Source organism: Streptomyces regalis, assembly GCF_001509475.1.
In the GTDB taxonomy this organism is placed as follows: domain Bacteria; phylum Actinomycetota; class Actinomycetes; order Streptomycetales; family Streptomycetaceae; genus Streptomyces; species Streptomyces regalis.
In genome coordinates, this window is record NZ_LLZG01000360.1 from 39,238 (window position 1) to 56,840 (window position 17,603).

Here is a 17,603-nt window from a genome sequence, read left to right on the forward strand (position 1 = left end):
GGAGAACGCCCCGCCTGTCGTCACAGGCGGGGCGTTCTTGTCGCCGGCCCGAGGGGGGCTCCAGCCGGCGCTGCTGACCGAGGGGGGCTCAGGTCAGCAGGTCCAGACAGTCGAACGAGGTGCCCGGGCTGAGGTGGGCCGAGCCGCTCGAACCACTGACGATGTTGATCCTCAGGACGTTGTACTGGTTCGTGTCCGTATTCCACGCACTATTAGGGACGTTGAACGTGAACGTGTGGTTGTTCCCACGGTAGGAACCCGTGGTGAGGGAACGCGTCGAGGGTTGTGTGGGAGCTGTGAGGACGGGCGAGACCCAGTCGTTCACGGTGATGCGCGGCCGGCCGTTCAGGAACGCGTCCGTCACCCCGACCCGCAGCGTGTGCGCCGCCGCGGCCTGCTCCTTGGTCAGCTTGAAGTAGACCAGGACGCCGTCGTTGACGTCCTTCCACATGTACGCCGGGAAGGACGCGGCCTCGCTGCCGCCGCCGATGGTGACGTTCCCGGTCCACTTGGCCGCGCGGCCGTCGGACGGATGGGCGTACGTCATCAGCTGGGCGTTCTTGAACCCGCCGGGCGTGCCGTCCCAGTCCCCGAGCCGCCAGATGGCCTTGGCCGCCGACGGGTCGCCGGTGACGGTGATGGTGTGCAGCGAGGTCGTCGCGCCCGCCGTCACCTTCACCGTGCCGGTGTGCACGGCGAGTTCGCCCTTGTAGACGGTCATCGTGTACGTCCCCGGCAGCATCCCCTTGCAGGAGAACGCCCCCGACCCGGCCGCGGTCTTCGCCCAGTACTGCGCGTCCTTGTTCGCGAAGCCCACCGTGTACGCGTACTTGGCGTCCATGCCCTTCAGGCCGACGCCCGCCACCTTGCCGCGACCGGACGCGCCGACCCAGCCGGTGATGCCGAGGCCGTCCACCCAGGAGGTGTCGAGCTTGGCGTGGGAGAGGGACGACGACGGCGCCCCGCCGTCCGTGAAGGACAGGACGTACGGGCCCTGGAGACCGAAGCGCTCCGGCTCCGTCTGGGCCTGGTTGTAGTGCAGGATCTCGTACAGACCGGCGCCGAGGTCGTTCGAGTGGCGCAGCAGCGAGCGATAGAACGGGCCGCCCGAGGCCTTCTCGTGGTTGGAGCGCACCAGCCACAGGCCGACCGAGCCGGTGGTGAAGCCGACGTGGTCGTAGTCGATGACGCGCTTGCCCGAGTAGTGCTTCGAGTGGGTGGTGCCGTCCGCGCGCTTCCAGACGTCACCGGCCTCGATGACCTTGTCGGAGGCCTCGATCCAGGTGTCCGAGCCCTCGTTGGGGAAGATCCCGGGCTTGAGGCGGACGAGGTAGCGGGTCGCGGTGAAGGAGGCGTCCGCCTTGTTCGTCCACAGGTAGACGTTGTTCTGGCCGCTGCGCGCCGCGTACCACTGGGTGATCGCGCCGTGCACGACCTTCACCAGGATCGTCGACCCGGACTGCTTGACGGTGACGGTGGAGGCACCGAGCCCGGACTCGACATGCGAGTGCCTGCCGCCGTACCCCTCGTACTCCTTGCCCCTGTAGGCCAGGGACGTGATGTCGCCGGTCGACTTGGAGACCTTGAAGACGAGCGAGGCTCCGGTGTCGATGACGTAGTTCGAGCCGTCGTCCCTGTAGCCGAAGGCCGCGGCGGAGGCGGAGGAGAGAAGACCGGTACCGCCCGCGACGGCGGCGCCGGTGGCGGCGACGCCGATCGCGGAGGCCCCGAGCACCCGTCTGCGGGTGAGGTGTCTCTTGTGCGTGCTCACAGAACGTGCTCCGTGGATGACTCGGGGAGTGCTTGAACGTTCACTCACTGGTACGTGATGTCAGATGACGAGAACTTGCAGGCGGTTCCGTCCGGCCCGGTGCCGAGCTCCTTCGGCTCCTTGCCGCTGCTGTTGCCCTCGAAGCGGACGCAGGTCTTGATCTTCCTGCCGCTGTCGCCGTGGATGCGGACCTTGCGCAGGGCGGCCGTGTCGCCGTAGTTGGCGTTGATGCCGACGACGGAGTTCATGGGCGCGGTGACGTCGACGTCGTTGATGATGATCGTGCGCTTGTACTGCGTGGAGCAGTTTCCACAGCTGCGCACCAGCTTGCCCGAGCCCGCCACCTGGAACTTGCTGACGACCAGCTTGCCCGCGCCGTTGAACTGCAGGACTTTGTCCGACCCGTTCTTCGCGCCGCCGCCGTACACCGTGTACACGGCCGAGGAGGACTTGCCCTTGAAGGTCGCCGCGTCCTCGCCGACGTCCAGCCACCACACGCTCTGCAGCGTGCAGGAGCCCTTGCAGTGGACGCCGTCCGCGGCCGGGGTGCCGATGATGACGTTCTTGAGGACCGCGCCGTCGGCCAGCTCGAAGATCGGGTCCTGGCCCTCCTCCTGGCCGCTGCCGCCGAGGGCGCCGGAGCCGTATAACTTCGTCAGCTTGCCGTCGTACGTGCCCGACACCTTGATCGTCGACGAGACGGGCTTGCTGCCGTTGGCCGGCGGCCAGGAAGCGGTCGCGCCGGCCGAGGACAGTAACGACGTGGTGGTGACGATGGCGGCGCCGGTGATGCCGAGCGCGGAGACTGCGGCGATCACGGCCCGCCGCTTGGTGACCTTGCGGCGGTGGCGGAGGCGCTGTTCGGTCTGTGCTGTCATGAACCGGTTCCTTGCGTGGAGGGGGGATCCTTGCGACTCCTGGTCGCCACGCGTGAGGAAGGGGTTGCCGGTGCTGACGGAATTTCTTTACGAGTCCCCGTCAGACGTCGAGTCGTCACCGTCCTGCGATGCGAAGTCGCCCGCCACGGACAGCTGCTTGCCGCCCGCCGTGGCCGTCATCGCATAGCTGTCGTTCTGCGCGTCCCGGCCGCCGCGCTCATGGTCGTACTGCCCCGCGAACACCCACTCGCCCGCCCGGACCGTACGGCCCTCCTTGAGCACCCAGGTGTAGACGACGAAGCCGTCCTTCTCCTCGACCGTCAGCGTGAAGTCGTCCTCCGGCAGCGAGCGCCAGGCGCCGGTCGAGGTGACCCCGCCGGTCTGCGCGACCTTCAACTGGACGGTGAGCGCGGTGAGTTGATCGCTCGTCTTGAGGGTCAGATTGCTCTGCGCCCAGAAGTCATTGCTGTGCGGGTCCACCGAGCCGTCCGACCACAGCGGGCCGTCCTCCTCGCCCTTGGCGGCGGGCGGCTGTGCCGGGGCGGGCGGCTGGGTCGGCGCGTTGGTCGTCCCGCGGGACTCCTGCGTGTCCTTGGACGTCGGGGCGGGCGGGACCGGGGCGCGGCTCGTCGCGTCCGGCGAGGGGGTGGGCGTCGGCGACGTGGCCACCGTCTGCTGCGGGGTGTCCTCCTTCACGGCGGACGCCACCGCGTAACCGCCGACCGCGAGGACACCGGCGACCGCGGCCGTCGCGCTCACCACCCGGAACCAGCCGTACACCGGGGGCCGGGTCGCACGGTGGTCGGCGCGGGTCTTCCCGGAGGAATCCGCCATGCCGCGCTCGATCCGGGCCAGGATCCGCGCGCGGTCCGGCTGGTGCGTCTCGGCCGCCTCGTGCAGCCGGGCGCGCAGTTCGTCGTGCACGTCCCGCCGCATCATCGGTTCCTTCCTCCGGCGTCGCCGGTGCGCGCCATCGCCGCGGCATGCACCTTGAGCGGAGCGCCCTGCGCCCCGAGCAGCCGTTGCAGCTCCGCCATCCCCTTCGAGGTCTGGCTCTTCACCGTACCGACCGAGACGCCCAGCGCGAGCGCGGTGTCCTTCTCGGAGAGGTCGAAGGCGTGCCGCAGCACCACACAGGCGCGTTTGCGGAACGGAAGTCTACGCAACGCCCCCTGGACGTCGACGACGCCCGCGATGTCCGGGTTCTCCGTCTTCTCCTCGCGCTGAGACCAGAACAGGGCGATCCGCCGCCGCTCCCGGACCGCGCTGCGGATCCTGGTGCGGGCCATGTTGGCCACGACCCCGCGCGCGTACGCCACCGGATGGTCGGCCGCGCGTACCCGGTCCCAGCGGTGCCACAGGGCCAGCAAAGCGTCCGCGGCCAGATCGTCGGCGGCGTCCGCCTCACCGGTCAGCAGGTGGGCCAGGCGCGAGAGTTCGGCATAGTGGCGTTCGAAGAAGGTGTGGAACTCCACGGAGGCGGCGTCGTCGACGACTGTGCCCACGGGCGACTCCTCCTGCCTGTGAGTGGCATGTGTATGACATGTGGTCGTTCGGCGATCATTTGGAGATCATCCGGTCGAGGTCCGGAAGCGTAGCAGTGATCGAATGCTCAGTTCGTACGAGGCTTCGAATGCCGTGTGGTAGGTCGCACGTGAGCGGCCCTGATTCCGTAACACGGGGAAAACCTGAAACGCGTTCAACGCGGGAACAATCCAGCCAGCATCCGCACACCGATCCGTCAGGCAACAAGGAGCGACCGTCATGTCCGAATCCCAGAAGGTGACCGGCCGGCCAAGTGCCACGCCACCAGGCGTGAACAGCGTCGACCGGTTCTTCAAGATCTCCGAACGGGGATCCACCTTCGCCCGTGAGATACGCGGCGGCTTCGCCACGTTCTTCACGATGGCCTACATCCTTGTCCTGAATCCCATCATCCTCGGCAGCGCGAAGGACAAGTTCGGCCACCAGTTGGATGCGGTCCAACTCACCACCGCCACCGCCCTGGTGGCCGCGGTCATGACGATCATCATGGGCGTCGGCGGCAACCTCCCGCTCGCACTCGCCGCCGGCCTGGGCCTCAATGCCGTGGTCGCCTTCCAGATCGCCCCGTTGATGGCCTGGGACGACGCGATGGGCCTGGTCGTCCTCGAAGGCCTGCTGATCTGTGTGCTCGTGCTCACCGGTCTGCGCGAGGCCGTCATGCACGCCATCCCGCAGCCGCTCAAGCAGGCGATCAGCGTGGGCATCGGCCTGTTCATCGCCTTCATCGGCTTCGTCGACGCCGGGTTCGTCAGCCGCATCCCGGACGCCGCGAACACCACCGTGCCGGTTCAGCTGGGCGGCACCGGCACGCTCACCGGGTGGCCGATCCTCGTCTTCTGTCTCGGAGTTCTGCTGACGATCGCCCTGCTCGCCCGCAAGGTGAAGGGCGCCATCCTGATCAGCATCGTCACCATGACGGTCGTCGCAATGATCATCAACTCGATCGCCGACATCAAGGCCTGGGGCCTGACCACGCCGGCCTGGCCCGACAAGGTGCTCGACACCCCCGACTTCGGACTCCTCGGCGACTTCAGCCTGTTCGGCGCGTTCGGCGAGACCACGGCCATCACCGTGGTGCTGCTGATCTTCACGCTGATCCTGTCCGACTTCTTCGACACCATGGGCACGGTCGTCGGCATCAGCGCGGAGGCGGGGCTGCTGGACGAGCAGGGCAAGGTGCCGGGCCTCGGCCGGGTGCTGCTGATCGACGGTGCGGCGGCGGTTGCGGGAGGTGCGGCCTCGTCGTCCTCCGCGACCTCCTACATCGAGTCGGCGGCGGGCGTCGGCGAGGGAGCGCGCACGGGCTTCTCCAACCTGATCACCGGCGGCATGTTCGCCCTGGCCCTCTTCCTGACCCCGCTGCTCACGATCGTTCCGCTGCAGGCGGCGGCCCCCGCCCTGGTCGCCGTCGGCTTCCTGATGATGACCCAGGTCAAGCACATCGACTGGGACAAGTACGAGATCGCCATCCCGGCGTTCCTGACCATCGCCGTGATGCCGTTCACGTACTCGATCACCAACGGCATCGGGGCGGGGTTCCTCGCCTACGTCGTGATCAAGGTGGTGCTCGGGAAGGCGAAGGAGATCCACTGGTTGCTGTGGGGGACCTCGGTGCTGTTCCTGGTGTACTTCGCCATCAACCCGATCGAGCAGGTTCTGGGCGTCAAGTAGCCCTGAGCAGCCCTAGTTCGCGAGTGCCGCCTCCATCACCTTCTTGGCCACGGGGGCGGCCAGCCCGTTGCCGCTGACCTCCGACCGCGCCGCGTTCGACTGCTCCACGACCACCGCCACGGCGACCTCCTTGCCGTCGGCCTTCCCGTAGGAGGTGAACCAGGCGTACGGCGTCTTGCTGTTGTTCTCGCCGTGCTGGGCCGTGCCCGTCTTGCCGCCCACCGTCGCGCCCGAGATCTGCGCGTTCGTGCCCGTGCCCTTCTCGACGACCGTCTGCATGGCCGACTGGAGCTGCTCGGCGGTGTCGGAGCTGATGATCTCCTCGGTCCCGGCGCTGTCGTCGTAGTTCTCCAGAACGTCGCCGCCGCCGTCGGTGATCTGGGACACCATGTGCGGCGAGACCAGCTTGCCGTCGTTGGCTATGGCCGCCGACACCATGGCCATCTGCAGCGGGGTCGCGGTGACATCGAACTGGCCGATGCCGGACAGCGCGGTCTGCGCCCCGTCCATGCCGGAGGGGTACACGCTGGTGTACGCCCGCACCGGCACGTCCTGCTCCTCGTCGTTGAAGCCGAACTTCTCGGCCATCGCCCTGACCTTGTCCTGGCCCAGGTCGACGGCCAGGCTCCCGAAGACGTTGTTGCACGAGTACCGAAGGGCCACCCGGATCGAGGCGTTCTCGCACGGGGCCGACGGGTTCTCGTTGGTCAGCTTGTCGGTCGACTGGGGCAGCGGATACGGGTCCGGGCTGTCCGTCTTCTCGTCCACCGACGAGTACAGGCCGTCCTCCAGCGCGGCCGCCGCCACCACCAGCTTGAACGTCGAACCCGGCGGCAGCGGCTGGCGCAGCGCGCGGTTCGTCATCGGCTTGTCGGCGCTCTTGGTCAGCTGCTCCCAGACGTCCTTGTCGCCCGTGGTGATCTTCGACGGGTCGTACGACGGGGTGGAGACGACCGCGAGGATCTTCCCCGTGGTGGGGTCGATCGCGACGGCGGCGCCCTTGTTGCCGCCGAGGGCGTCGTACGCCGCCTTCTGCACATCCGGGTCGATCGTCGTGATCACATTGCCGGGATCGGCCCGCTTGTCGGTGATCGTGTCCATCACGCTCTTGAGGCGGTTGTCGCTGCCGTCGAGCAGGTCCTGGTAGATGCCCTCCAACTGGGTGGCTCCGTACGCCTGCGAGCTGTAGCCGGTCACCGCCGCGTACAGCGCGCCGTCGGTGTACGTCCGCTTGTACGCGAGGTCACCGCTCTTCGTCGGCGCCGAGCCGGTGATGGCTTCGCCGCCCACGACGATGTTGCCGAGCGGCTCGCTGTACAGCGCGATCGTGTTCCGCCGGTTGTCCTTGTCGTTCGCGAGTGCCTGGCCTTCGTAGAACTGCACCCAGGTCGCCCTGACCAGCAGAGCGAACACCAGCAGCAGCGCGAAGACGGACGCCCGCCTGATCGTCTTGTTCATCCCGCTCAGGGAGACGATCAGGATGGGGCGGAACGTTCCCTTCCGCCTGTTTTCTCATCGCGCGTTCATGAAGCCCGCCTCGTACGCGGCGATCACGGCCTGCGTGCGGTCCCGGGTCCCGGTCTTCGCCAGCACCGCCGCGACGTGCGACTTCACGGTGGCCGGACCGACCTCCATGCGCCGCGCGATCTCCGCGTTGGTCAGCCCGGCCGCCATCAGCCGCAGCACCTCGCTCTCCCGGCCGGTGAGCTTCGCCACCCAGGCCGGCGGCGCGGGGTGCACGCGCGCGTGCTCGGTCGCCAGCGCCCGTACGGCCGACGGGAACAGCAACGTGTCGCTGTGCGCGACCAGCCGTACGGCCTGGACCAGCGCATCGGCGTCCGACCGCTTCAGCAGGAACCCGGCGGCGCCGGCGCGCAGGGCGTCGTACACGTAGGAGTCGTTCTCGAAGGTGGTCACGACGACGATCCGGGGCGGCTCGTCGAGGGTGGCGAGGATCTGCTCGGTGGCCCGGATACCGTCGATCTCCGGCATCCGTACGTCCATGAGCACGACGTCCGGCCGCCGCTCCCGCACGGCGGACACGGCCTCGGCTCCGGTCGCCGCCTCGCCGACGACCTCCATGTCCGGCTCGGCCGAGAGGATGGCGCGCAGGGCGGTGCGGACCATGCGCTCGTCGTCGGCGAGGACGATGCGGATCGGGGGGCGGGTCATACCGGTCCTCTCATGGGCAGTCGTACGTGCAGCCGCCAGATGCCGTCCGCCGGCCCCGCCTCCGTCGTGCCGCCCAGCAGGCGCGTGCGGTCGGCGATGCCCCGCAGGCCGTGACCGCCACCGGGGCGGCAGACGGGGGAGGGGCCCAGGGGGTTCTCGACGGTGATCTCCAGTCGGCTGTCGGCGATCTCGATCCGCAGGGTCACCGTGACCTTCCCGCCTGCGTGCTTGAGGACGTTGCTCAACCCCTCCTGCACGATGCGATAGGCCTCCCGGGACAGGACCGGAGGCAGCGCCTCGGGGTCGGCGGCGACCGTGGCCGTGACGCGCAGCCCGCACGCGCGCGTGCGGCGCAGCAGGCCGTCGAGGTCGGCGGCGAGGGTGGGCGCCGGGGCCGTACCGGGTGCGTCGCCGTCTCTCAACACGCCCAGGACGGCGTCCAGTTCACCGACCGTGCGCCGGGTGGTGTCCTCGATCGCGGCGAGGGCCTCACGGACGAACTCCGGGTCGCTGTCGAGGACTCGGCGGGCCGCGCTCGCCTGGAGGGTGACGGCGCTCAGGGCGTGGCCGACAGAGTCGTGCAGCTCGCGCGCGAGCCGGTTGCGCACGGCGAGGTCGGCGGCGCGTGCCTCGGCCGCCGCGAGCCGGTCCTCGGGCGTGGGCCCGAGCAGCGCGGGCGCCCAGCGGGCGAGGAGCGCGCCGGAGACGGCCGCGCACGCCGCGAGCGCGGCCAGGATCGCCACGCCCGCGACCGGCGCGAGCGCGAACACCCACGTGTGGTCGAGCGCGGCGGGCAGCTCGAGCCAACCGCGGTTCAGGACGGCGATGACCGGTAGGGCGACGAGGAAGCCGGCGAACGGCGGCACCGCGAGCGACATCCCCGCGATGATCCCGCCGAACCCGAGGTGCAGCGTGAACCAGGCCGCCGTACGGCCCTTCGCCGCCCGCGTCCGGGCGGGGCCGTAGGCAAGCCGGTCCGGGTCGACGCCGCACAGCCAGCGCACGGCGCCCGACTCCAGCGGCCGGGTCAGCGGGAACAGCGAGGTGAGCGCGGCGAGAGGCAACCCGACGCCGAAGGAGAGGAGTTGGAGCGGGAAATCGTTGAAGGCGTACCGGGAGTCGGTCGCCGGGCCGATGATGGTCTCGCCGACCAAGACGTACGGCATGGCGAGCGCGCCGCCGAGGATCAGATGGATCCAGCGCCGGCGCGCCCGCCGCCCGAACAGCAGCCGGAGGAACCGCAGATGTCCGCTCACGCCGGCCGCTTCACCGCGGAACGCTCTGCCAGGAAGTAGGCGCCGACGGTGGCGACCAGGATGCCGACGATCATCTGGCCAGCGTAGGTCAGGCTCATCAGCGGTGTGGCCCGGCCGGCGATGTCGTCCGGCCCACCCAGCGAGGCCAGCGCCAGCCAGCCGCCCCAGCAGGTGACGGCACCCGAGCCGACCCAGGCCAGGGTGAGCGGCACCTTGACGGGCAGGGCCCGGCCGAGGCGGAAGGCGAGCATGCAGCCGCCGGTGACGGCGGCGAGGAGGAAGACGGCGTACACGGTCTCCAGGGTGTAGAAGTCACTGGTCCGCTCCGTCACCCGGCCTTCGCTCATCCCCGCCGTCGCACCGCAGGCCCACAGCAGGTGCATGGTGAGCGGGAACAGCGCCAGGATCCCCGCGGCGACGGCGCTCACCCGCTGGGCGGCCCCGATGACACCCACCGGCAGCTCCCACACCAGACCCCGCCACAGATGCCCCCACCGGTCCCGGGCATACAGCGCGAACAGTGTGCCCAGGGCGATCCCCTGCGCGATGAACCCGCTGTACACGACCCCGAACACCCACTCGTCCAGGAAGGCTTCACCGCCGCCCGAGCTCGTCTTCGTGCTGCCCCCGAGGGCCCGCACCACGAGTTGCAGCGGGAACCCGGTCATGATCGGGGTGAGCAGCCCGGTGGCGACCCACACCGGGAACGCCAGCAGCCACGCGGGCACCCGGAGCCCCCAGGGCCTGGTCAGCACCAGCGCGAGCACGATCACCGCACTGTCCAGCAGCACCGAGATGCTGTTGACGACCGCCATGGACACCCGGTGGTCCAGCAGCCCGCTGTCCTCGGGGATCCCGATGTGGCTCCCGGCGACCCACGCGATCTTGAGCGAGAGATACGGCACGCAGGAGACGACGGCGACGGCGCGCAGGATCCAACGGGTCCGGCTGAGCGGGGCGGAAGCGCCGACGACGGGGCCGGCGGGAGCGAGTGACTGCGTCATGCGTCCACGCTCCCGCGCCCACCTCGGAGGGCACCTCCTGCGCGCCGACGATCTGTCTCCCTCGGACGGGGGAGACGGGGATCAGCCCTTCAGGGTCAGGACCAGTTCGTCGATCTCCCTGCCCCGGGCGTTCGCGAAGCCCGTCGCCCTCGGAGCCCTCGGCGAGGCTGGTCTTGTTTCGCATGGACCGTCAACTGCCGCCGGAGGCACCGCTGTTACGGCACGTTCCGGCCACGTGGCAGACGTACTTGCCCATGACCGGTCCGTCCGCACAGCCGACCACGTCCATGATCCGCTGACAGTCCTCGGGCCGGCGTCCGAGTCGAGGCCGCGTTCACGGTGCGGGACCAGCAGCACCGTACGGCCTGCGACCTGGCCTGCGGAGGGAGACCGCGCCGCTTCCTTCGTGGCCTCGACGTGCAGTTGCTCGGCCGGCCGGCGCGCGACCGCTCGGCGATGGCCAACTCCTCCGGTTCAGCCCGACGGGCAGTGATCAGTTCTGGCAGGCCCGGTTCCACGTCCTCGGCCACCTCGCGCCCCCCACATCGGCGAACCCGCGAATCCGTGACCGTCGACGCGTCAGACGATCTTGAGCTCCGGCAACCGCCGCGACCAGCACGGCGCGAGCGAGGGCGAGCCGGCCGATGGCTGGGCGGTCGGGACTGTCATCGATCACCGTGCGCCTCGGCCGGGCCCCGGTCTCGGCGGACGAGGGCGCGGCGGGCGGCGCGGTCCACCATCATCAGGCCCCGGGAGCGGCCCAGCGGGCGCAGCGCTCGCTGGAAGGGCGTGGACCAGGGCTGGCGCAGACCGCCGAGCACCGCGAACCGGGTTCCGGAGCCCTCCGAGACGGCCGCCATGCCGCCCACCACATAGCGGCTCTGCATGAGACACCACCCGGTCTGCAGCAGGACGTCGAAGCGGGCTCTGTGCCCCAAGGGGCCGTACGCCCAGGCCAGCTGCCGGTCCTCGGAGGTCGGGTAACAGCGGAACGCGCGCAGCGTCGGGACCAGATGGGGCAGTTCGTGCTCCAGGTCGCCGGCGACGGCCCACACCTCCGTGAACGGCAGGTCCAGGTGGGCGTCCGCGTACATGACGGCGTGCAGTCCCCCCGCCAGGACGCGCAGACGCCGGACCGGGTCGAGTTCGGCCGTCGGCCAGTTGGAGTTCATCGCGGCCACGCCTTTCGGAAGCTGTGTCGGGCCCGGTGCAGACGGGACTTCATCGTGCCCGAGGAGATGTTGAGGATTTCACTCGCCGACCGCTCGTCCAGGCCTTCCAGTTCCCGCAGAACCAGGACCGCGCGGTGTTCGGTGGACATGCGCCGCAGGACGTCCCGTACGTCCACGGCGAGTTCGGGGCTGCGCGGCCAGGCGATGTCGTCGAACTCGCACACCGGCGTCTCACGCTCCGCCCTGCGCGCCACGCGCACCGCCTCCCGCACGGTGATCGTGCGCACCCAGGCATACAGGGCGCGCGGATCCTGGAGCCGGGGCAGCCCCTGGAAGACCGCGATCAGCGCCTCCTGGACGGCGTCGGCGCTGTTGTTGAGGGCGATCGGCCGGCACAGCCTGCTGACATACGGGGTGAGCAGGCTCAGCAGGTCGTTGAGAGCCATCGCGTCACCGGACTGGGCAGTCCGGACAAGGGGGGCTGCCGCGGCCCACGGGTCCTCCTGGGCGACCTGCGGGGGAGCCGGGTCCTGTCGCAGGGTGCCCGCTCGAGCCGTGTTCATCTGCTGTTCTCCTCCCTTGCTCGGCGACGCTCCAGCGGCACCAAGGCGGCGTCGGTGTGGGAGCTTCGGTGGGAAGGAGGAGCGGCAGCGGCCAGGCACTCCCGCATTTCGCGAACTGGCGTGAACTGATGTGGGCGGCCGGGGAGTGCATGGGCTGTCACGCGCCTCTACTCGGACGTCGGAGATGCCCGCCGTGGCGGCCTGATACCGGGCCGCCGCGGCATCCGAGCGTGGGAGGAGGAAGGGCACGTGCCGAGGGATTCGCGCGTCGAGGCGCGTACCGAGCGGGGTCGGGTGTCCGGCCGGATGGAGCCGGTTGACGGACCGAGCGGAGGCTGCGCACGGGTGGCCGCCTTCCGCGGCATCCCGTTCGCGAGACCGCCGTTCGGCGCCCTGCGGTTCGCCGCGCCCGAGCCGCCCGAGGCGTGGGACGGCGTACGCCGGGCGACGGAGTTCGGTCCGGCGGTGCCGCAGTACGACCGGATGAACCCGGTGGGCCCGGCCGCGGACAGCGCGGACCCGGCCCCCGACTGCCTGACCGTCAATGTGTGGTCGCCGGACCCCGGCGCGGCCGGACTGCCGGTGATGGTGTGGTTCTACGGCGGCGCCTATGTCTTCGGGCACGCCGGTGACCCCGTGTACGACGGTTCTCTGCCGGCCGCCGGGGGAGTCGTCGTGGTGACCTTCAACTACCGCGTCGGCATGGAGGGGTTCGGGCACATCGCCGGAGCCCCCGCCAACCGGGGCCTGCTCGACCAGATCGCCGCGCTGCGCTGGGTCCAGGAGAACATCGCCGCGTTCGGGGGCGACCCGGCGCGGGTCACGGTCTTCGGCGAGTCGGCCGGAGCCGGGTCGATAGCGGCGCTGCTGGCCACCGACGCGGCGGCCGGCCTGCTGCGTCGAGCCGTGGCGCAGAGCGTGCCCGGCTCGTACCTCACCCCGGCCCTCGCAGCCGATGTCGCGTCCGCCGTGGCCGCGCGGCTGGGCCGGGCCGCCACGGCGGACGCGCTGCGCACGACGGACCCCGCGGCGCTGGTGCGGGCGGCCGAGGAGGTGTTCGCCGACCGGGAGAAGCAGGCGGACCGCTGGGGCGCCCTGGCCCATGCGGAGACCGTGTTCTCCCCGGTCGTCGACGGCGTGATGCCGGCCTGTGTCCCGTGGGACGCGGTCGAGCGCGGCGCCGCCCGCGGGATCGACCTGCTGCTGGGGTGGAATCGCGACGAGTACCGGCTGTTCATGGCCAAGCGGGGCGAGTTCGGCAGGGTGGACGAGCAGCGCGCCGGGTGGGCTCTGGAGGTCTTCGGCGCCGCGGTGGGCGGCGAGCGCGCCTACCGGGACGCCTGTCCCGGGCTCGGCGCGGAGGAGCTGTATGAGCGGGTGTGCTCCGACTGGCTGTGCCGGGTGCCCACGCTGCTCCTGCTGGAGGCGCAGGCCGCCGCGGGCGGACGGGCCTTCGCCTACGAACTGGGCTGGCCCGCGCCCGTGTTCGGCGGCCGGCTCGGCGCCTGCCACGGCCTCGACGTACCGCTCGTCCTCGGCACCCTGGACGCGCCGACGGCCCGGCGGATGCTGGGGCCCGGGCCGTCGGCGGAGGCGGCGGAGCTGTCCCGCCGGATGCGCGCGGCCTGGGTACGGTTCGCCGAGACCGGGGATCCGGGCTGGCCCGCCTATGGCACGGGCGGCAGGCCGACGAGGATATACGACCGGAATGACACGCTGGCCGAGGATCCTCTGCGGCCGTCCCGTGAACTCTGGGAAAGAACGGGATTCAAGGTTTTGGGTCTTGAATCTGCCGATGGATAGGATCCCGTGACTCTGTGTCGGAGGCGCCGCGCGGACGTGTTCGCCGGTGACGTTCTCCGGTTACTCGTCAGTTGGCCGGGGTGCGCGATCTTCAGCCTCCAAGATGCCTGTGCCTTTCCTGTGCCCGGTGCTAGGGTTGCCGACGGTGTGCGTGTGATTTTGAATTCGCCATCGACGGGGGTGTTGCACATGGTTCTGTGCCTTTCCGGGAAATCCGGATTCTGCGATTGCAATGGGAAGCGGTGTCAATACGGGAAGGTCCGGTGCGGTTCGTCGCGGTTGGTGAGTGCTTTTTCCCGTGGTTTTCCCAATTCCCCTCCCTTTGCATGTGCGGTGGTGCCGGAAGCGGGGATGCGGTGACGGAGGGCAGAGAATCGCGCACGCTGCACGACCCCGAGCTGCTGGCCCGTCTGGTCGAGGGGGCCCAGCGCGGCGACGCCCTGGCGATGGACGAACTGCTGGGCATCCTCGCCCCGTACGTCGGCCGGATCTGCGGGCCCGTCGCGCTCCAGGACGGCGCGGACGCGACACAGGAGGCGCTCATCGCGGTCTTCCGCAGCATCCGTCAACTCAAGGAGCCGGCCGCCCTGTTCGGCTGGGTGCGGGCGATCGCGGTGCGTGAGGCACTGAAGTTCACGGGCCGGCGCCGCCGGCAGCCGACGGTGCCCATGGAGTGGGAGGAGGCGCCGTCCTCCGGAGACCTCCACCTGGCCTCCGACATCGCCGACGCGCTGCAGCGCCTGGCGCCCGAGCACCGGGCGGTGCTGATGCTCCGTCATGTGGAGGGGCTCAGCGAGCAGGAGGTCTCCGCAGTGCTGGAGATACCCGTGGGGACGGTCAGGTCCAGGTTGTTCCGCGCCCGGCGGTCATTCCGCTCGGCCTGGGGCTGACCTGGCCGCAACCCGCTGACCCAGGCGGTCGAGCAGTTCCTCGGCCCGGCGCGTGGACCACGGTGCGCGCATCCGGTCGAGGAGGTCGCCGCCGGGCAGGCGCAGGCTGGTGAAGAAGGCGAACCGGCAGCCGTCGCCGTCCGCCACCGCCGCCATGCCGCTGGTCAGCACCTTGCCCTGCATCAGGCACCAGCCGGGGCGCAGCACGACGTCGAACCGCTCCTTGTAGCCGAGCGTGCCGACCGCCTGCCCGGACAGCCGCTCGCCGGAGGACTGTGTGACGGTGAAGGAGCGCAATCCGCTGACAATGAGGGGGAGTTCGTTCTCGAGGTCGGAGGCGACGGGCCACAGCTGTTCGAGGGGCACGTCGAAACGGCGCTCGGCGTAGGCCGGATGCTTCGCGGTGGACGCGATGACCTGTAGTCGGCGTACGGCATCGAGTTCGGCTGTCGGCCAACCGCTGTTCACCGAACCGGTCATTGTTTCGCTCCCTCTGCCTCGTATGTCAGGGAGAATCGCACCGCCCGCCCCGCACGGTCAAGGCCCGGCAAAAGCGAGCGGCGCCAGTGAACCGGATGGTCGCCGGGTAAGAGATTCACGCCGCGGGGAGTGCATCGGCGCCGCGCCGCCTCTTTGTACCTGGGCGGCCGGGACAGCGACTGCCCCAAGCCGCAGGGAAGGGTTCGGGCCGGCGTGGTGCGGGCGTTCGTGCTGCGCGCCCCCGGAATGCGGGCCCGTCCCCGGCGGTCGCACGGCCAATGTCCGGACATTCGCCGGCATCCGGGCGTCGGTCCTTTCGAGAGCCATCAGCCAAGGACAGGGAAACGAGCATCGTGCAATTCAGTGGGACGCTCCACATTCTTCCCCGCGTATTCTCCAGCACTGGCCCACGTATTCCGGGGATGGGTTTCGCGGCCGCCTCGGTCCATGAGGGACCGCCGGTCGCCGTGACCGAAGAGGAACGGCGTCTGGCGCGGACGATGCCGCAACCGCGCCGCGCCGACTTCCTCATCGGGCGCAGCGCGCTGCACCGTGCCGTGCGCGCGGCCGGGACGAGCGCCGGCGCCGTGCTGTGCGACGGACCCCGGCCCCGGCTGCCCGAAGAGCTCTCGGCGTCGATCAGCCACTCCCGCGGGGTCGCGGTCGCCGTCGCAGGTCCCGCGGACCGCTTCCCGGCCCTCGGTGTCGACCTCGAGCTGGGGGAACTGCCGGTGCGCGCCGCCCACTTGGTACTGCGCGAGCCCGAGCAGCCGCTCCTCGGCCCGCCCCGGACCGCGGCGTCGCGTCTGCTCACCCTCTACTCCGCCAAGGAGGCCGCCTTCAAGGCCCTCAGCCCGCTCATCGGCGCCGACCTGCGCGGACTGCGGGACCTACGGCTCACACCGGACGGCACCGGATTCCTGGCAGCGGCCACGGGACACCCGGAGCCATATGTGCGCGTGAGCGTACGGCACCTGCCGCAGGGTGGCGTGCTGTGCTGGGCGCTTCTGTCCGACTGACCGGCCCGAACTCACCCCGAACTTCCCCTCACTTGACGACGGAGGTCGATTCGCCGTGCCCTCGCCCGCTGTACTCGCATCCCCCAGATCGCCCGACTGGACACCGTCCGACTGGCGCCACCGCCCGGCCGCCCAGCAGCCCGACTGGCCCGACGCGGCACTGCTGCGCCGGATCCGCGCCCGGCTGGCCGGCGCCGCACCGCTCGTACGGCCGCACGAGATCCTCGATCTGCGCCGCTCGCTGGCTGCGGCCGCACACGGGGACGCCTTCGTGGTGCAACTGGGCGACTGCGCCGAGACGTTCGACGGCCCCACCTTCGCCGCGATCGCGGCCCGGGCCGACCTGCTGCATTGCACGGCCGACACCATCGGCTCCGCTCTGGGCCAACCGGTGATCCCCATCGGCCGGCTGGCGGGCCAGTACGCCAAGCCCCGTTCCTCGCCGACCGAGCGGGTCGGCGGCCTGGTCCTGCCCTCGTACCGGGGGCACTTGGTGAACGACCCGGGGCCGGACCCCGAGGCCCGGGTACCCGATGCGATGCGGCTGCTGCGCGGCCATGCGCACGCACGTGAGGTACTGGCCATGCTGCGGGAACTCGCCGACTCGGGCATGGCGATGCCGGGCGTCCCGGCGGACGCGGCGCCCGCCGTGTGGACCAGCCACGAGGCGCTGGTGCTCGACTACGAGGAGCCCCAGGTCCGGCGCGATCCCGTGACCGGTGTCCTCTGCCTGACCTCCACCCATCTGCCCTGGATCGGCGCGCGCACCTGCGACCCCGACGGGGCGCACGTCCGCTTCCTGTCCGGCGTCGTCAACCCGGTCGGCGTGAAGATCGGTCCGTCCACCGGCCCCGAGGACCTGGCCGCGCTGTGCTCCCGACTCGACCCGGACCGGGAGCCCGGGCGGCTCCTGCTGATCTCCCGGATGGGAGCGGAGCGGGTGCGCGAGGCACTGCCGCCGCTGGTGGCGGAGGCGGCGCGGCTGGGCCACCCGGTGGTGTGGCTGTGCGACCCGGTGCACGGCAACACGTACGTCAGCGGCGGCGGGCACAAGACCCGGGACGTGGCGGTGGTGGCCGACGAGATCCGCGGTTTCTTCGAGGCGGTCCGCTCGGTCGGCGGCCGGCCCGGCGGTCTCCACCTGGAGGCCACCCCGGCCGCGGTCACCGAGTGCGTCGGCGGTGTCGCCGGCATCGCCGAGGAGGACCTGCCCCGCCGTTACGAGACGGCCTGCGACCCACGGCTCAACGGCTCCCAGACCGCCGAGATCGCCGAACTGACCGCACAGCTGTGCGCGGCCGGCCGCTGAGCCGGCCGGCCGACGTCCGAGCACCGAGGACACACCGATGCCGCCGGGCAAGCAATCCGGCGGCATCGGT

16 protein-coding genes are annotated in these 17,603 nt (G+C 70.6%); 5 read left to right on the plus strand and 11 right to left on the minus strand.

Annotation, left to right across the window (positions count from 1 at the left end; genetic code table 11):
* Positions 1–88: 88 nt before the first annotated feature.
* The 4 genes from ADL12_RS31780 to ADL12_RS31795 form a co-directional block, all read right to left on the minus strand.
* Positions 89–1,771 (minus strand): rhamnogalacturonan lyase B N-terminal domain-containing protein, encoded by a 1,683-nt coding sequence (locus ADL12_RS31780; protein WP_062708167.1) that lies wholly within the window; start codon positions 1,769–1,771, stop codon positions 89–91.
* Between the two features lie 44 nt (positions 1,772–1,815).
* The gene (locus ADL12_RS31785; RefSeq protein WP_062708170.1) at positions 1,816–2,649 is read right to left on the minus strand and encodes a pectate lyase; all 834 of its coding nucleotides are present in this window, start codon (positions 2,647–2,649) and stop codon (positions 1,816–1,818) included.
* Between the two features lie 87 nt (positions 2,650–2,736).
* Positions 2,737–3,588: an anti-sigma factor gene (locus tag ADL12_RS31790; protein ID WP_062708173.1), complete on the minus strand. Its 852-nt coding sequence runs from the start codon at positions 3,586–3,588 to the stop codon at positions 2,737–2,739.
* Positions 3,585–4,154 carry a SigE family RNA polymerase sigma factor gene (locus ADL12_RS31795; RefSeq protein WP_062708177.1) on the minus strand — a complete coding sequence of 190 codons (570 nt, stop codon included), beginning with the start codon at positions 4,152–4,154 and terminating at the stop codon, positions 3,585–3,587. The genes ADL12_RS31790 and ADL12_RS31795 overlap by 4 nt, the downstream gene beginning before the upstream one ends.
* A gap of 259 nt (positions 4,155–4,413) precedes the next feature.
* Between ADL12_RS31795 and ADL12_RS31800 the strand changes: the two genes are divergently transcribed.
* Positions 4,414–5,865, plus strand: coding sequence for an NCS2 family permease (locus ADL12_RS31800; protein WP_062708180.1), 1,452 nt, complete (start codon positions 4,414–4,416; stop codon positions 5,863–5,865).
* Between the two features lie 12 nt (positions 5,866–5,877).
* Here ADL12_RS31800 and ADL12_RS31805 read toward each other — a convergent pair whose 3' ends face one another.
* The 6 genes from ADL12_RS31805 to ADL12_RS31830 all read right to left on the minus strand — a co-directional run bounded on the left by ADL12_RS31805 (position 5,878) and on the right by ADL12_RS31830 (position 12,032).
* Positions 5,878–7,323 (minus strand): penicillin-binding transpeptidase domain-containing protein, encoded by a 1,446-nt coding sequence (locus ADL12_RS31805; protein ID WP_062708183.1) that lies wholly within the window; start codon positions 7,321–7,323, stop codon positions 5,878–5,880.
* Between the two features lie 54 nt (positions 7,324–7,377).
* Positions 7,378–8,037 carry a response regulator transcription factor gene (locus ADL12_RS31810; RefSeq protein ID WP_062708188.1) on the minus strand — a complete coding sequence of 220 codons (660 nt, stop codon included), beginning with the start codon at positions 8,035–8,037 and terminating at the stop codon, positions 7,378–7,380.
* Positions 8,034–9,293 (minus strand): sensor histidine kinase, encoded by a 1,260-nt coding sequence (locus ADL12_RS31815; RefSeq protein ID WP_244188129.1) that lies wholly within the window; start codon positions 9,291–9,293, stop codon positions 8,034–8,036. The genes ADL12_RS31810 and ADL12_RS31815 overlap by 4 nt, the downstream gene beginning before the upstream one ends.
* Positions 9,290–10,297 carry a hypothetical protein gene (locus ADL12_RS31820; protein ID WP_062708190.1) on the minus strand — a complete coding sequence of 336 codons (1,008 nt, stop codon included), beginning with the start codon at positions 10,295–10,297 and terminating at the stop codon, positions 9,290–9,292. Before ADL12_RS31820 ends, ADL12_RS31815 begins: the two co-directional genes overlap by 4 nt.
* A gap of 665 nt (positions 10,298–10,962) precedes the next feature.
* Complete coding sequence (locus tag ADL12_RS31825; protein WP_159053347.1) at positions 10,963–11,469, minus strand: hypothetical protein; 507 nt, start codon at positions 11,467–11,469, stop codon at positions 10,963–10,965.
* On the minus strand, positions 11,466–12,032 hold the full coding sequence (locus tag ADL12_RS31830; protein ID WP_062708196.1) for an RNA polymerase sigma factor: 567 nt from the start codon (positions 12,030–12,032) through the stop codon (positions 11,466–11,468). The genes ADL12_RS31825 and ADL12_RS31830 overlap by 4 nt, the downstream gene beginning before the upstream one ends.
* 249 nt (positions 12,033–12,281) lie before the next feature.
* Here ADL12_RS31830 and ADL12_RS31835 point away from each other — a divergent pair, with 249 nt between their 5' ends.
* Complete coding sequence (locus ADL12_RS31835; RefSeq protein ID WP_208614663.1) at positions 12,282–13,835, plus strand: carboxylesterase/lipase family protein; 1,554 nt, start codon at positions 12,282–12,284, stop codon at positions 13,833–13,835.
* Positions 13,836–14,191: 356 nt separating this feature from the next.
* A complete protein-coding gene (locus tag ADL12_RS31840; RefSeq protein WP_244188130.1) occupies positions 14,192–14,725 on the plus strand; it encodes an RNA polymerase sigma factor in 534 nt (177 codons plus the stop codon).
* Here ADL12_RS31840 and ADL12_RS31845 read toward each other — a convergent pair.
* Positions 14,702–15,205: a hypothetical protein gene (locus tag ADL12_RS31845; protein WP_062708202.1), complete on the minus strand. Its 504-nt coding sequence runs from the start codon at positions 15,203–15,205 to the stop codon at positions 14,702–14,704. The genes ADL12_RS31840 and ADL12_RS31845 overlap by 24 nt on opposite strands.
* Positions 15,206–15,672: 467 nt before the next feature.
* Between ADL12_RS31845 and ADL12_RS31850 the strand changes: the two genes are divergently transcribed.
* Positions 15,673–16,224 (plus strand): 4'-phosphopantetheinyl transferase superfamily protein, encoded by a 552-nt coding sequence (locus tag ADL12_RS31850; RefSeq protein ID WP_159053348.1) that lies wholly within the window; start codon positions 15,673–15,675, stop codon positions 16,222–16,224.
* Positions 16,225–16,279: 55 nt separating this feature from the next.
* Positions 16,280–17,533, plus strand: a complete 1,254-nt coding sequence (locus tag ADL12_RS31855; protein ID WP_062708207.1) for a 3-deoxy-7-phosphoheptulonate synthase — start codon at positions 16,280–16,282, stop codon at positions 17,531–17,533.
* The last annotated feature ends 70 nt before the right edge of the window (positions 17,534–17,603 follow it).

Excerpts from the sequence above, each read along its gene's own strand:
- ADL12_RS31805 (WP_062708183.1), bottom strand. The coding sequence starts at position 7,323 with ATGAACAAGACGATCAGGCGGGCGTCCGTCTTCGCGCTGCTGCTGGTG.
- ADL12_RS31820 (WP_062708190.1), bottom strand. The coding sequence starts at position 10,297 with ATGACGCAGTCACTCGCTCCCGCCGGCCCCGTCGTCGGCGCTTCCGCC.
- ADL12_RS31810 (WP_062708188.1), bottom strand. The coding sequence starts at position 8,037 with ATGACCCGCCCCCCGATCCGCATCGTCCTCGCCGACGACGAGCGCATG.
- ADL12_RS31825 (WP_159053347.1), bottom strand. The coding sequence starts at position 11,469 with ATGAACTCCAACTGGCCGACGGCCGAACTCGACCCGGTCCGGCGTCTG.
- ADL12_RS31785 (WP_062708170.1), bottom strand. The coding sequence starts at position 2,649 with ATGACAGCACAGACCGAACAGCGCCTCCGCCACCGCCGCAAGGTCACC.
- ADL12_RS31845 (WP_062708202.1), bottom strand. The coding sequence starts at position 15,205 with ATGACCGGTTCGGTGAACAGCGGTTGGCCGACAGCCGAACTCGATGCC.
- ADL12_RS31790 (WP_062708173.1), bottom strand. The coding sequence starts at position 3,588 with ATGATGCGGCGGGACGTGCACGACGAACTGCGCGCCCGGCTGCACGAG.
- ADL12_RS31830 (WP_062708196.1), bottom strand. The coding sequence starts at position 12,032 with ATGAACACGGCTCGAGCGGGCACCCTGCGACAGGACCCGGCTCCCCCG.
- ADL12_RS31800 (WP_062708180.1), top strand. The coding sequence starts at position 4,414 with ATGTCCGAATCCCAGAAGGTGACCGGCCGGCCAAGTGCCACGCCACCA.